This window comes from Gammaproteobacteria bacterium (genome assembly GCA_016712635.1).
Taxonomy (GTDB): Bacteria; Pseudomonadota; Gammaproteobacteria; order SZUA-140; family SZUA-140; genus JADJWH01.
In genome coordinates this window covers 55,427-68,592 of the sequence record JADJQS010000012.1, presented here as the reverse complement: position 1 = coordinate 68,592, position 13,166 = coordinate 55,427, and the positions used below count along the sequence as shown (strand labels likewise).

General features: G+C 67.2%; 12 protein-coding genes and 2 pseudogenes. 5 read left to right on the top strand and 9 right to left on the bottom strand.

Translation table 11 applies throughout. The annotated features are described in order from the left end of the window. From IPK65_12790 to IPK65_12760, 7 genes and pseudogenes are all read right to left on the bottom strand, one after another. Positions 1–1,582: pseudogene (locus IPK65_12790) on the bottom strand (bifunctional (p)ppGpp synthetase/guanosine-3',5'-bis(diphosphate) 3'-pyrophosphohydrolase). A gap of 125 nt (positions 1,583–1,707) precedes the next feature. Beyond that, positions 1,708–2,169, bottom strand: a complete 462-nt coding sequence (locus IPK65_12785; protein ID MBK8163965.1) for an Rsd/AlgQ family anti-sigma factor — start codon at positions 2,167–2,169, stop codon at positions 1,708–1,710. A gap of 51 nt (positions 2,170–2,220) precedes the next feature. Next, on the bottom strand, positions 2,221–2,754 hold the full coding sequence (locus IPK65_12780) for a hydrogenase maturation protease (GenBank protein MBK8163964.1): 534 nt from the start codon (positions 2,752–2,754) through the stop codon (positions 2,221–2,223). After that, positions 2,712–4,009, bottom strand: a pseudogene (locus tag IPK65_12775) (Ni/Fe hydrogenase subunit alpha). The gene IPK65_12780 and the pseudogene IPK65_12775 overlap by 43 nt, the downstream one beginning before the upstream one ends. Beyond that, positions 4,002–4,835, bottom strand: coding sequence for a sulfhydrogenase subunit delta (locus IPK65_12770; GenBank protein MBK8163963.1), 834 nt, complete (start codon positions 4,833–4,835; stop codon positions 4,002–4,004). Before IPK65_12770 ends, IPK65_12775 begins: the two are co-directional and overlap by 8 nt. A gap of 12 nt (positions 4,836–4,847) precedes the next feature. After that, positions 4,848–5,696, bottom strand: a complete 849-nt coding sequence (locus IPK65_12765) for an FAD/NAD(P)-binding protein (protein MBK8163962.1) — start codon at positions 5,694–5,696, stop codon at positions 4,848–4,850. After that, positions 5,686–6,783 (bottom strand): 4Fe-4S dicluster domain-containing protein, encoded by a 1,098-nt coding sequence (locus tag IPK65_12760; protein MBK8163961.1) that lies wholly within the window; start codon positions 6,781–6,783, stop codon positions 5,686–5,688. The genes IPK65_12765 and IPK65_12760 overlap by 11 nt, the downstream gene beginning before the upstream one ends. A gap of 92 nt (positions 6,784–6,875) precedes the next feature. Here IPK65_12760 and IPK65_12755 point away from each other — a divergent pair, with 92 nt between their 5' ends. From IPK65_12755 to IPK65_12735, 5 genes are all read left to right on the top strand, one after another. Then, the gene (locus IPK65_12755) at positions 6,876–7,100 is read left to right on the top strand and encodes a HypC/HybG/HupF family hydrogenase formation chaperone (protein MBK8163960.1); all 225 of its coding nucleotides are present in this window, start codon (positions 6,876–6,878) and stop codon (positions 7,098–7,100) included. A gap of 2 nt (positions 7,101–7,102) precedes the next feature. Further along, positions 7,103–7,447, top strand: a complete 345-nt coding sequence (locus IPK65_12750) for a hydrogenase maturation nickel metallochaperone HypA (GenBank protein MBK8163959.1) — start codon at positions 7,103–7,105, stop codon at positions 7,445–7,447. Next, positions 7,444–8,583, top strand: coding sequence for a hydrogenase formation protein HypD (gene hypD, locus IPK65_12745; GenBank protein ID MBK8163958.1), 1,140 nt, complete (start codon positions 7,444–7,446; stop codon positions 8,581–8,583). The genes IPK65_12750 and hypD overlap by 4 nt, the downstream gene beginning before the upstream one ends. A gap of 79 nt (positions 8,584–8,662) precedes the next feature. After that, a complete protein-coding gene (locus tag IPK65_12740; GenBank protein MBK8163957.1) occupies positions 8,663–9,106 on the top strand; it encodes a universal stress protein in 444 nt (147 codons plus the stop codon). A 51-nt stretch (positions 9,107–9,157) separates the two neighbouring features. After that, the gene (locus tag IPK65_12735; GenBank protein MBK8163956.1) at positions 9,158–9,823 is read left to right on the top strand and encodes a protein-L-isoaspartate(D-aspartate) O-methyltransferase; all 666 of its coding nucleotides are present in this window, start codon (positions 9,158–9,160) and stop codon (positions 9,821–9,823) included. Here IPK65_12735 and IPK65_12730 read toward each other — a convergent pair. Beyond that, positions 9,820–10,656 (bottom strand): hypothetical protein, encoded by an 837-nt coding sequence (locus tag IPK65_12730; protein ID MBK8163955.1) that lies wholly within the window; start codon positions 10,654–10,656, stop codon positions 9,820–9,822. The genes IPK65_12735 and IPK65_12730 overlap by 4 nt on opposite strands. Then, positions 10,631–13,051, bottom strand: a complete 2,421-nt coding sequence (locus IPK65_12725) for an AAA family ATPase (protein MBK8163954.1) — start codon at positions 13,049–13,051, stop codon at positions 10,631–10,633. Before IPK65_12725 ends, IPK65_12730 begins: the two co-directional genes overlap by 26 nt. Positions 13,052–13,166 lie beyond the last annotated feature (115 nt).

Here is a 13,166-nt window from a genome sequence, read left to right as displayed (position 1 = left end):
CACATTGGCAAGGCCGAGCCGTTTCAGTTCGCGTTCCAGCATGGCGCGACCGGCGAGCACGTTCTTGTCGTGATCCTGCTGCCTGAACCAGTGCTGCACCTTGGCACGCGCGCGCGAGGTTGTCAGATATCCCAGGTGGGGATTCAGCCAGTCCCGGCTGGGCAGCGCCTCCTTGACGGTGACGATTTCGACCTGCTGACCCGTATCCAGAGCCGTGGTCAGTTGCACCATGCGGCCGTTGACCTTGGCGCCGCGGCAGCGGTGGCCGATCTCGGTATGGATGTGATACGCGAAATCGAGCGGTGTTGCGCCGCGCGGCAGGTCCACGACGTTGCCCTTCGGCGTGAACACATAGACCCTGTCCTCGAACACCTCGGTGCGAAAGCGTTCGACGAAGTCCCCTGCGTCTGAAATCTCTTCTTTCCACTCCAGCAGCTGGCGCAACCAGGCCACCTTGCGGTCGAAACCGGCTGCGTCCTTCACGCCTTCCTTGTAGCGCCAGTGGGCGGCAACGCCGAGTTCGTTACGCTCGTGCATCTCGCGCGTCCGTATCTGCACCTCGACAGTCTTGCCCTCGGGGCCGATCACTGCGGTGTGGATCGACTGGTAGTTGTTCTCCTTCGGCGTGGCGATGTAGTCATCGAATTCACCCGCGATGTACTGCCACAGGCCATGCACGACGCCGAGGGCCTTGTAGCAGTCGGGGAGGGAATCGACCAGGATGCGCACACCGCGGATATCGTAGATCTGGTGGTAACCGATCTTCTTGCGGTCCATTTTGCGCCAGATGCTGTAGATGTGCTTGGGACGGCCGGTGACCTCGGCGTTCAGCCCGATCTTCTTCAGCTCGCCGTCCAGCTGCGCGACGAAACGCGTCAGATACTGCTCGCGGTCGATGCGCCGCTCGTCCAGCATGCCGGCAATGCGCTTGTACAGCTGCGCGTCGAGGTAGCGCAGCGCCAGATCTTCAAGCTCCCATTTCAGCTGCCAGATGCCGAGGCGATTCGCGAGCGGCGCGTAGATGTCGAGCGTCTCCCTGGCGATGCGCTGTTGTTTGTCGAGCGGCAGCGCGGACAGGGTACGCATGTTGTGGATGCGGTCGGCGAGCTTGATGAGCACGACGCGGACGTCTTCCGCCATCGCGAGCAGCATCTTGCGCAGGTTTTCCGCCTGGGCCCGCTCCTGCTTGTCGCTGTCCGGCAGGCTCTTGTAGGTCCGGATCAGCTTCATCTTGGTGACGCCGTCCACCATGCGCGCGATGGTGTCGCCGAACCCGGCGCGGATCTCGTCCATGGTGACGCCGGTATCCTCCGCGACATCGTGCAGCACGGCGGCGGCCAGGGTTTCGGCGTCCAAGATTGAGGTCGACGAGGATGTTCGCGACGGCGATGCAGTGCTGGAAATAGGGCTCCCCCGAGGCACGATGCTGGCCCTCGTGGGCGCGCCGGGCAACCTCGCAGGCACGCCGGATCAGCGCCATGTCCTGCTCACACCGGCCCGCGGAGATGGAAGCAAGCCAGCCCTCGCTCTGCAGACTGTCCTTGCTGGTAAGGCCCAGCTGCCTGTCCCTGACGCTAACCATGAAGACTACCGCCCGTTATGATGATCGCCGCACCTCCTGTGCTATGACATGGGTGGTGCAGGACCGAATCACAAGGGCGCGCAGGCGGCCCGTGCGGCTAAAAAGGCCGGAAAATCACGATTGCGTCACGCGCGGCCCTTGCTTAGCACCTGGATGAGCTGGTCCTCGAGCTCGATGCGGTCGGCGAGCCGTTCCCCCAGCCTGGAGAGATCCTGCTCGAGCGTTTCAAGGCTGATCTTCTCGCGCTTGTTCTCGAAATCGTATTTGTCGTTGAATTCCAGGATCGAATCGGTGGTGGTCAGGATGGTCGGGTAGATCTTGTCGGCCACTTCCAGCACCGCCCGCCGCCGCTCGATCTTCTCGTCCACGTAGCGGTACAGACGGAAATGCGTGTCTGCGGTGTAATCGATCAGCCGCTGGCAGAACTGCTCGAGCAGATCCGGCACCGATCCATCGTTCCTGAAAGGATGCTGCGCTGCAAGCTCGCTGTACAGGGACAGCATGTGATCACGCACGCCCACCAGTTCCTCGATCATGCGGTGAGAACTCTGGCGACGTTCCTGTATCCCGTTATTGGTATGTGGCATGTAATTCCCCATCGACTGGATTTTTGTTTTTGATGATACCAGAGCCGGATGTCATAGATAACCGTGTTCCTTCACGGTGCTCATTAATATTTTTTTGATTTCACTTAAAATTTCCACGCCGCCCCGGGCATCTGACAAGGCCGCGGGAGGTCTTGGGCGGAGCCCTGTCGGACCCGGCTCCGGCGCGATCTCGACGCCTAAGACCCGTACTTCCGCGACCAGCCCGCCGATGGCGTCCGCCAATGTCAATGCAGACTTTATGCCAAAGTCATGGGTCGAAATCATGCCCGTGCCGGCCATGACATCCGCCGCCGCGAAACAGCGGACGGTCCCCGGCGGCCTCCCGCTGCGCATGGCGTCGATCAGAATGACCAGGCCGGGCGACCCCAGCGTCTCCAGCAGTACGGCGTCGGGCCGGCCACAGCGCGAGAATTCCGCGACCCCCGGCGGCAGTTCGTTCCAGCGGGCGAGTTCCTCCACGAGATCCCAGCCGATGCTGTCGGTTCCGAACGGCGAACCCAGGCCGATGACTCGGGCCGGCTTCAGAGGCGCTCGACCGTGAGGTCCAGGAAATGGGTCGCGCACGAGATGCAGGGATCGTAGTTGCGTATGACCTTTCCGCCAGGGCGCGCAGCTCCCCGGCGGGCCGCTCCAGCCCGAAAGCCTCGAGCGAGGCGCGCAGGTCCGCCTCGATGCGTGCCTGGTTCTGGCTGGTGGGGGGTACGATGCGCGCGTCCACGATGAGCCCGTCCGCGTCGATCTCGTAACGATGCCACAAGACCCCGCGCGGGGCCTCGGTGGCGGCGCAGCCGACGCCGGCGCGGGGTCGGTATGCGGCCGCGGGCCGCTCCACCGGCTCGTAGGCCTCCAGCAGCCGGACGGCTTCGTGCAGCGCGTAGAGGATCTCCACCGCGCGGGCCAGCATGCTGTGGAACATGTTGAGGCTGGGCAGGCGCATGCCGGCGGCCTCCAGCGCCCCGCGCACCGCGGACGGCAGGCGGTCATGATTGAGATTGAGGCGCGCGAGCGGACCGACCAGATAGGGTTCGCCGTGCAGCAGCGCGTGCAGGGCGGTCGAATGCGGGACCTGGAACTCCTCGATATGGGAGGCGAAGTCATCGCTGGAGAAGGCCAGGCCGGTACTGGTCGTCAGCCTGCCCTCGTTCATCGGATACTCCGCGGGGTGCCGCAGCGCGACACAGGTGGTCGGGCGTTCCTCGCCCTCCCTGCACAGCTGCGCGCACCAGGCGACGAGGTCCTCGGCGTCCGGTATGGCGCCGCGCAGCTTCGCCAGAAGCGCGTGCATCGCCTCCCGCGCCGGGGCGTGATGGAAGCCCCCGATGCAGACGCCGACCGGATGCACCGAGCGGCCGCCCAGCGTGCGGATGATCTCGTTGCCCGCGGCCTGCAGCCGCAGCCCGCGCCGCACCTCGGCGGCATGGGTCTGCGCCATCTCGGGCGCGCTCGCGAAGCCGAGGAAATCCGGCGCGGCGAGCAGGTGGATGTGCAGGCTGTGGCTCTCGATCCATTCGCCGCAATAGAGCAGGCGCCGCATCGCACGCACCCAGGGGCCGGGATCGATGCCCAGGATGGATTCGAGGGCGTGCACCGCACTCATCTGATAGGCGACCGGGCAGATGCCGCAGATGCGCGCGACCATGTCGGGCACCTCGCGGCAGTCGCGCCCGACCAGAAACCTCTCGAACAGCCGCGGCGGTTCGAATATGCGCAGGCCGAGCTCCGCGATGCGGCCGTCCTGGATGCGCAGGTGCAGCGCGCCCTCCCCCTCGACCCGCGCCAGCACCGGGACGTTGATGCGGATGTCGCGCTCCTCAGGCATCGTCCGCCCCGTGTGCGGAGGCGCGCCGTCCCGCCTCGAGGAAGACCGGCGCGCCGTTGTTGATGAAATGGAAACGCCGCGCGATCGCCTCGGGCGGGAGCCCCAGCCCGGCGAGGCGCCGCCCGAGGGCTGCGGTGTTGGCGTTCTCGGCGGGGCCATAGCAGGCGTAGCAGTCGCGGCCGAAACGCGGACACAGGGCGCCGCAGCCGGTCAGCGTGACGGGCCCCATGCAGGGCACGCCGCGCGCCACCATCACGCAGACCGCCCGCTCGCGCTTGCATTCCAGGCACACCTTGTCATGCTCCCGCTCCGGCAACACGCCGAACAGCAGCGCGCGCACCGCGGCGAGCACCTGGCGGCCGTTGACCGGGCAGCCCCACAATTCGAGATCGACCTTGATGTGGGCGGAGATGGCGGTGGAGGTCTCCAGCGTGCGGATATGGGCGGGCGTGGCGTAGATCGCGGACATCCATTCCTGCGTCTGCCCGCCGAGGTTGCGCAGCGCCTGCAGGCCGCCCGCCGTCGCGCAGGCACCGATGGCGACCAGGAAGCGGCTGTTGGCCCGGATCGCACGGATGCGCTCGAATTCGTCCGGGGTGGAGATGCTGCCTTCGACGAAGGCGATGTCCACCCTGGCCGCGGGTTCCACCATTCCCGCCTCGGCGAAGTGCCGGATCTCGACCAGTCCGGACAGTGTCAGCAGGTCCTCGCCGAGGTTCAGGAAGGCGAGCTGGCAACCGTCGCAGGAAGTGAACTTGTGCACCGCGACCGTGGGCCGGGCCGACCCGGCAGATACATCAGGTTTTGGACGAGATTCTATATTCATCTCATTGAAAAATCATAAACCTTTAACTGAAAATAGCGGTTCGATCTCGTCATGGCGGAACACCGGGCCGTCCTTGCAGACGAACTTGCCGCCGAGCTGGCAGTGCCCGCACTGCCCCACGGCGCAGTGCATGCTCCGCTCCAGGCTGAGCCAGATGGATGAGTCCGCGAGGCCGCGCTTGCGCAGCGCCTTGACGGTGGCCGCCATCATTCCCTCGGGGCCGCACAGCAGCGCGAGCGTATGCTGCGGATCGATCTCGATGTGCTCGAACAGCCCGGTGACCGGTCCGACGTGCCAGGGCCAGATCGGCCCGCCGACATCCGCGGAAAAGAGCACCCGTGTCCGCGGGACGCACGCCCATTCCTCGTAGCGCTGCCGCCACAGGAGGTCATTGTAGTGCTTGACACCTTGCAGAATCGTGACGGCCCCGAACCGGGCGCGCCGCCGCATCATATACTGGATCACCGACACGCTCGGCGCGCAACCCAGTCCTCCGGTGACAACCAGTACGTCCTTCCCTTCCAGCGCACGCAGCGGCCAGCCGCGTCCATAGGGTCCGCGCACCCCGAGGCGGTCGCCCGGGCGCAGGGCCGCGATGCCCTCGGTGACGCGGCCGACGCGGCGGATAGTGTGGTCGAGCAGATCGTCGTGTTCAGGGTCGGATACGATCGAGATCGGCACCTCGCCGACGCCGTACAGATACAGCATGTTGTACTGTCCCGGCTCGAAATCGTAGGCGTCATGCCGCGCAGTGTCGGTGAACCGCAGCTTGAGCGTGAATACTGTATCGGACTCGTCGAGGCGCTCGACGATCTCGGCCTCCTGCGGCGTATGCGGGCTTTCCCAGGGTTCAGTCCGCACAGACCGCCCCCGCCTCTTCCGTGATATCGATGCCGACCGGGCACCACGTGATGCAGCGGCCGCAGCCGACACAGCCGGAGCGGCCGTACTGCTCGTGCCAGCCTCCGAGCTTGTGCGTCAGCCACTGGCGGTAGCGTTCCCGCGTGCCGCTGCGCACGGCGCCGCCGTGGATATAGCTGTGGCCGAAGGTGAAGCAGGAATCCCACTCGCGATAGTGCTCGCTCTCCCCGCCGTCCAGGCGGGGACTGTCATGTTCGCTGTAGCAGAAGCAGGTGGGGCAGACCGAGGTGCAGTTCGCGCAGGACAGACAACGCTGCGCCACCTCGTCCCAGCGCGGATGGTCGAGCCGCTCGAACAGGAGGCGCTGCAGATCGGTGCCGGGCAGCGCACGCTGTTGCGCCTGAGCGCCGGCCTCGATCTCGCGCGCAGCCGTCTCTCGCTGGCGCTGTGTCGCATCGGCGGTCGGCAGCCGCCGCAGGATCACGGCGCCCGCGACACTGCCCGCCTCGACGAGGAAGCCGTCGTCGAGCTCGGACAACGCGAGATCATAGCCGGAGTCAGCGCGCGGGCCGTCGCCGGTGGAAGCGCAGAAGCAGGTCGCGGCCGGATGCGTACAATGCACTGCGATCAGGAACAGCGCATCGCGCCGCGCACCGTAAGCGGGGTCGGGGTGCGGCCCGTCCCGGAAATGGGCATCCTGCAGACGCAGCGCCGCCAGGTCGCAGGCCCGCACCCCCAGCACGGCGCGCGGCCGCGCAACGGGCTGCGCCGGCTCAAACATCAACCGGCCCCGCGCGTCCCGTGCGACCGTCCACAGGGACTCGCGCGGTGCGAACAACAGCGGCTTCAGGGCCTGCGGCCCGTTCGCCCAGGCGAAATTGCGCGCGCCTGCGGCCGCCTCCAGGCGGTATTCACCGGGCGCCTGCCGGTCATTCAGCCCGTGCGGCAGTTCATCCGCGCTTGCCATCGGCTCATAGACGATCGCGCCGTCGCGCACGCGGGGGCCGACGCATTCATATCCGGCACCCGTCAGGGCATCGATCAGGGCCTGCAGACCGGCGCGGGGCAGAAAACGGGGTTCACTCACGGCTTGTCTCGATATTCATCTGGCGGGCATTACGCCGGTCCGGGCTCATGGCCTATTATAGGTATATCCGGGGAAGAGGACAGCGGCGCGTTATGTGTCTGGGAATACCGATGCGCATCATCGCGATCGACGGCGACCGCGCCCGCTGCGAGGCCGGCGGCATCGAACGCGAGGTCAGCCTGTTCATGCTCCGGCCGGATCTGCCGGTGATCGGCGACTTCGTGCTGGTCCACGTCGGCTGCGCCATCCAGACGGTCCGCCCGGGCGAGGCGCGCACCGCATGGGAACTCCACGACGCCATGCAGCAACGACGCTGACCATGCATGAAACCTCCCTCTGCCGCCGCCTGCTCGCCCAGGTGCTCGATATCGCGCGCAGCCGCGACGCCAAAGCGGTAACCGCGATCACCTTGCGCCTGGGACCGCTCAGCCGCATCGACCCCGTCCACCTCATCGACGACTTCCCGCTCATTGCCCGCGGCACCCCGGCGCAGGACGCGCGCATCGAGATCGTGACCGAACAACTGCGCGTGCATTGCCCCGCGTGCGGGGCGGAATCCGTGACCGTCGCCGAACAGCCGTGCTGCGGCCGCTGCGGCAACGGAGAGGTCCGCATCCTGAACGGCGCGGAACTCCTGTTGACCGGCGTGGAGCTGCGTACATGAACACGACGCCCCCACGGGACGAGGCCGCCGGGTGGCTGGAACGCATCCGCGGACTGCCCATGCCCGGCCCCTTTCGCATCATGAACGTCTGCGGCGGACACGAGCGCGCGCTGACCATGGGAGGCCTGCGCACGGTCCTGCCCGCGGCAATCGAACTGATCCCCGGCCCCGGCTGCCCCGTGTGCATCTGTCCGGAGGAGGACATCCACGCCGCCATCGAACTGGCGCGACGCCCCGACATCACGCTGGTCGCCTTCGGCGACATGCTGCGAGTGCCCGCCAACTCCGTCCGCGGGGATCTGCGCTCACTCGCCGAGGCGCGCGCCGCGGGGGCCGATGTCCGCCCCGTCGCCTCGCCGCAGGAGGCCGTCGCGATCGCGCGTGAAAACGCCGGCCGGCATGTGGTGTTCTTCGCCACCGGATTCGAAACCACCACCGCGCCGGTGACGGCGGCGCTGCTGCAGGGGGTGCCGGACAATCTCACGCTCCTGCTGTCCTGCCGGCGCACCTGGCCCGCGGTGGCCATGCTGCTCGAAACCGGCACGGCCGGCATCGACGCCCTGATCGCGCCGGGACACGTGGCGACGGTGATGGGACCGGAGGAATGGGAATTCGTCGCCGAACGCCACGGCCTGCCGGTGGCCGTCGCGGGATTCACCACCGCCTCGCTGCTGGCGGGCATCTATTCGGTCCTGCGCCAGGCACTGGAGCGGCGCTGCTTCGTCGACAACGCCTATGCGGAAACCGTGCGGCCCGGCGGCAACCCGGGGGCACGCCGCTGCCTGGACGAAGTCATGGAAATCGCCGACGCCAGCTGGCGCGGCATCGGAGTGATCCCGCACTCCGGCTACCGCCTCCGCCCCGCCTGGTCACGGCTGGATGCGCGCCGGCACTTCCGCGTCGAACTGGACCGTTCGCGGCGCCGCGCGGGGGAAATGCCGCCCGGCTGCGATTGCGCGCGCGTCGTGCTCGGACGCATCGCACCCGATGCGTGTGCGCTGTACGGCCGCGGCTGCACTCCGCACACGCCGGTCGGCCCCTGCATGGTGTCCGACGAGGGCGCCTGCCGGATCTGGTGGGCGGCAGGCGTGCGCCGGCAGTCCCGCCGGCCTGCCGGGGCGGAGGCCGGCGCATGACGCGGGCCGATTGCCCCGGCCGGTCGAAGCTGTTGAAATGGGATCGCGTCCGTAAACCATCAGCCCTGAGGGTACACCCATGCACTACAGCCATCTCCTGATCGCCGTCGACTTCTCCGAGGCCTCGGCGCAGGTCGCCCGCCGCGCCGCCGCGATCGCCCGGCAGAACTCGGCCGTGATGAGCCTGCTGCACGTGGTCGATTTCCTCCCTCCGCTCGGCTTCGCCGACGACCTCCTCCCCTCACCCGCCCTGCTGGTGGACGAGGACGAGCTGATCAGGCGCGGAGAATTGTCCCTGGAGGCCTTTGCACGAAAGATCGAATCTTCCGCAGGCATGACGCGGCATGTTCGCCTCGGGGCGCCGCATCAGGAGATCGTGGATTTTGCCGACGCCCACAGCGTGGATCTGATCGTGCTCGGATCCCACGGCAGGCACGGTCTGGGGCGTCTGCTCGGCAGTACGGCGAGCTCCGTGCTGAATCACGCCGCCTGCGACGTCCTCGCCGTGCGCATCAGGTCGTGAAACCGGATGCGGCCCATGCCTGAGGCAAAGCTTGTGCGCGCGCGGCGGCGCATGCTGGAGGAGATCGAGGCGGACATGCGCAGCTGCGCCGTCGCCACCGGACGCGACACGCTGTCCCCGCGCGTCCTCGCCGCGCTGGATGCCGTGCCGCGCCACCGCTTCGTGCCGCGCGAAATGGAGCCCTTCGCCTACGAAAACCGTCCGCTCTCGATCGGTCTCGGACAGACGATTTCGCAGCCCTTCATCGTCGCCCTGATGACCGACATGCTCGACCTGCAGCCCGGCGACGTGGTGCTCGAGATCGGCACCGGCTCGGGCTACCAGGCCGCGGTTCTGGCGCAGCTTGCGCAGAAGGTCTACAGCGTGGAAAACCTGCCGGAACTCGCGCGCACGGCGCGTGCTCACCTCGAACAGCTCGGCTATCGCAACGTCGAGCTGCGCACCGGCGACGGCCATCGGGGCTGGGAGGCGCACGCGCCCTACGACGCCGTCATCGTCACCGCCGCCGCGCCCGAAATCCCGCCGGCGCTGCTCGACCAGCTGAAACCCGGCGGCCGCATGATGATCCCGGTCGGCCAGCGTTACGCGACGCAGGACCTGGTGCTGATCACCAGGGACGCGGCCGGTGAGATCCACCGCCGCAGCATCCTGCCCGTGGCCTTCGTCCCGCTGGTGGACGCCGGAACGGCCGGGGCGGACGCAGCGCAGCCGCACTAGCCCGCCAGAACGACCTCACAGGGCAGATTCTCCAGCAGGCGCTGATAGGCCGCGCCCGAGGCCAGCGGACTGTCGCGTCCGATCACCAGCAGCTTGCCCCGGGCTGCCGCCACGACCTGGATCAGATCCGTCGCCGCCTCGCGCGCGAGCGGCTGGAACTCCGCCTCCACGCCGTCCGCGGCAAGCGCTTCGCCAGCCTGTCCGGCCCGGCGTTCGAATTCCGCCTGGTCTCCGGCGGACACCATTACGAGCAGGTGCTTGCCGTCGCGGTGCGCGAACTGGCTCGCGACCGCGAGCACACGCCGGTTCGAGGGGGAGTCGTCGAACAGCGCGACGACCGGTCGTCCGTCTGCGACAAACGCGCGGCGCAGCCAGACGGTGCATGCGCCGCGGGAGAAGATGCGCCCGGTCACGCGGACCGTCCGGCGGCCGCCGATTTCCAGTATCAGGAGATCGCTGGCCACGGATTCATCGAGCTGCTCCGCCAGCAACCCGCTCTGCACTACGCGGAACGACCATGCCACCTGCGCCTCCAGCGCCCGCTCCTGCAGCCGGGCGCGCAGGACTTCCGCGCGTGCGCGCAGGGCACGCGCCATGGCGTCGGGATCGAGCCGGCGTGTCACTGCGGACAGGGGGGCTGTCTCGCGCGCGAACGGCAGCGCCGCGAGGCGCATCAGATCCTCGTCCTCGACGAATATCCCGACGACCTCGGCGCGGAAACGCGCGGCGAGACGGATGGCCGCCTCCAGGCTTGCGGCGTCCGCCGCGCCGGCGTCCAGCGGCAGCAGGATGCGCTTGAACATCGCCTCAAGCGGCGGTGTCGTCATGGTCATGTCCGTCCGGAACCGGTTTGGCGAACTCGTGGCGCAGATCCGCGAAATCGCGCAGGCGCGCCTCGACCCGACCATTCACGCTCCCGGCCGGATAGTCGCCATGCGCGTCACGCACCCCGGCGGGAACGCCGGTCAGCAGGGTGACCGCCTCGTCGGCGGTCTCGACCGGATAGACGTGGAACAGGCCTCCGCGCACGGCCTCGACGACGTCCTCGCGCAGCATCAGGTGCGCCGTATTCGACGCCGGGATGATCACGCCGTGCGTGCCGTCCAGGCCGCGCGCGCGGCAGATGTCGAAGAAACCCTCGATCTTCTGGTTCGCGCCGCCGATCGCCTGGACCTGCCCGTGCTGGTTCACCGAACCGGTCACCGCAAGCCGCTGTTCGATCGGCGCGCCCGACAGTATGGACAGCAGCGCGCTGAATTCGGCGACGGATGCGCTGTCGCCGTCGATGATGCCGTACGATTGCTCGAACACCAGGCTCGCCGAGAGCGAGAGCGGGCGGTCCTGCGCATAACGCGCGGCAAGCAGCGAGGTGAGGATCATGACGCCTTTCGAGTGGATCGACCCGCCGAGCTCCGCCTCGCGCTCGACGTCGATGACCTCACCCTCCCCCATGCGCGCGCTGGCGGTGACGCGCGTCGGCTGGGCGAAGCTGAAATTGCCGAGGTCGATGACCGAGAGGGCGTTCACCTGGCCGACCTGTGCGCCTGAAGTGTCGATCAGGATCAGGTTGCGCAGGATGTTTTCCTGCACCTGCCCGCGAATCCGGTCCACGCGGCGGATCTGCATGTCGATCGCATGCTGCACATCGGCGCGCGTGATCACCGCGCGCGCGGCCTGCCGCGCCCAGTAGTCCGCCTCGCGCAGCAGGTCGTTCGTGCCCAGCATGTGGATGGACAGCCGTTCCGCGTCTTCCGCCTGCCGCGCGCAATGCTCGATGATGCGCGCCACCGCGGACCGGTCGAGAGGATGGAGCCCCTCGCGCTGCGCCAGCGTGGCCAGCATCCCGGCATACAGGCGGTTGTTCTCCTGCGTGCGCTCGACACGGTCCTCGAACTCGGCCGTCACCTTGAACAGCTCGATGAAATCGGGATCGTAGGCCTGCAGCAGATAATAGAGGTAGCGGTCACCCAGCAGGACCACCTTGAGATCAATCGGTATGGGCTCGGGATCGAGGGATACGGTGCTCACGTAGCTGTAGATCTGCCCGAGCGACTGGATGCGCACCTCGCGCGCGTACAGGGCGCGCTTCAGGCCCTCCCATGCGTAGGGCTCGGTCAGCAGCTTCTTGGCGTCGAGGATCAGGTAACCGCCATTGGCGCGGTGCAGCGCACCCGGCTTGATCAGCGTGAAATCGGTCACCAGCGCGCCCATGTGGGTCAGATGCTCCACCCGCCCGACCAGGTTCTGGTAGAGCGGCGTATCTTCATAGATCACGGGAACGCCCTGCACGCTACCGTTGTCTATCAGCGGATTCACCGTGTAGCGGCGAAATGAGGGCTTTTCGGTCAGTGCGATGCCGAGGATGTTCGGCGCCTCCTCCTGGCTGCGAAATTCATGCAGGTGCTCGATCACGTCGTTCTGCACCGCATCGAGATGCTCCGGCACCGCGTCGATGTCACGGTATTTCTTCTTCACCTCTTCGATCAGGTGTCCGACGGCGAACAGGGCCACCTCCCGGTCGAGCGCCTTGATCCTGTCGCGGGATTCGCGCTGCCACTTCGGCGTCTGGCGCAGGATGTTGGCCAGCTTGCCCTGCAGTTCCTCCACCGCGGACTCGATGCGCTGCTTCTCCTCGTCCGGCAGGCGCTCGAAATCCTCGGGCTTGATCACCTCGCCGTCGCGCACGGGGGCGAAGGCAAACCCTCCGGGTGTCCGTATCAGTGCAATGCCGCGCGACTCGGTCTCGCCGGAAAGCTCGGCCAGCGCCTGTTCGCGCTGATCCTTGAACGCCTCCTCGATCTCGCGCACACGTGTATGGTATTCCTCGGTCTCGAAGCTGACCGGGATGACGTTGCGCAGGTCATCCACGAGCTGTTCCATGTCCTTGCGCAGGGCCTGTCCGCGCCCGGCGGGCAGCCTGACGGCACGCGGCCTGTCCGGCCGTTCGAAGTTGTGCAGGTAACACCAGTCCGGCGGCGGCGGTGCCGTCCCGGCGCTGCTCTCGAGGTAGTGGCGCACCACGGAATATTTGCCGATGCCCGGAGGGCCGAGCACGAACAGGTTGTAACCCTCGCGGCGGATCCCGACACCGAACTGCAGCGCCTCCATCGCCCGCTCCTGCCCGATGATCCCGCCGCCGCTGAGTTCCGCCGTGGTCTCGAAGCTGAACTGCGCCGGGTCGCAACGCCTGTACAGCGCCTCGGGCGCCAGTTCCTTCAATCGATCCATGCCCATCCTTTTCACACCACAGAGATACGGCCAGCGCTAATTCTGGCGCACATTGACCAACGCCGGCGCTGGAACTGGAGAAAATTACATGAAGTTATAACGATATATATTATTC

Excerpts from the sequence above, each read along its gene's own strand:
- IPK65_12730 (MBK8163955.1), bottom strand. The coding sequence starts at position 10,656 with ATGACCATGACGACACCGCCGCTTGAGGCGATGTTCAAGCGCATCCTG.
- IPK65_12755 (MBK8163960.1), top strand. The coding sequence starts at position 6,876 with ATGTGTCTGGGAATACCGATGCGCATCATCGCGATCGACGGCGACCGC.
- IPK65_12770 (MBK8163963.1), bottom strand. The coding sequence starts at position 4,835 with ATGAATATAGAATCTCGTCCAAAACCTGATGTATCTGCCGGGTCGGCC.
- IPK65_12785 (MBK8163965.1), bottom strand. The coding sequence starts at position 2,169 with ATGCCACATACCAATAACGGGATACAGGAACGTCGCCAGAGTTCTCAC.
- IPK65_12735 (MBK8163956.1), top strand. The coding sequence starts at position 9,158 with ATGCTGGAGGAGATCGAGGCGGACATGCGCAGCTGCGCCGTCGCCACC.
- hypD (MBK8163958.1), top strand. The coding sequence starts at position 7,444 with ATGAACACGACGCCCCCACGGGACGAGGCCGCCGGGTGGCTGGAACGC.
- IPK65_12740 (MBK8163957.1), top strand. The coding sequence starts at position 8,663 with ATGCACTACAGCCATCTCCTGATCGCCGTCGACTTCTCCGAGGCCTCG.
- IPK65_12750 (MBK8163959.1), top strand. The coding sequence starts at position 7,103 with ATGCATGAAACCTCCCTCTGCCGCCGCCTGCTCGCCCAGGTGCTCGAT.
- IPK65_12725 (MBK8163954.1), bottom strand. The coding sequence starts at position 13,051 with ATGGATCGATTGAAGGAACTGGCGCCCGAGGCGCTGTACAGGCGTTGC.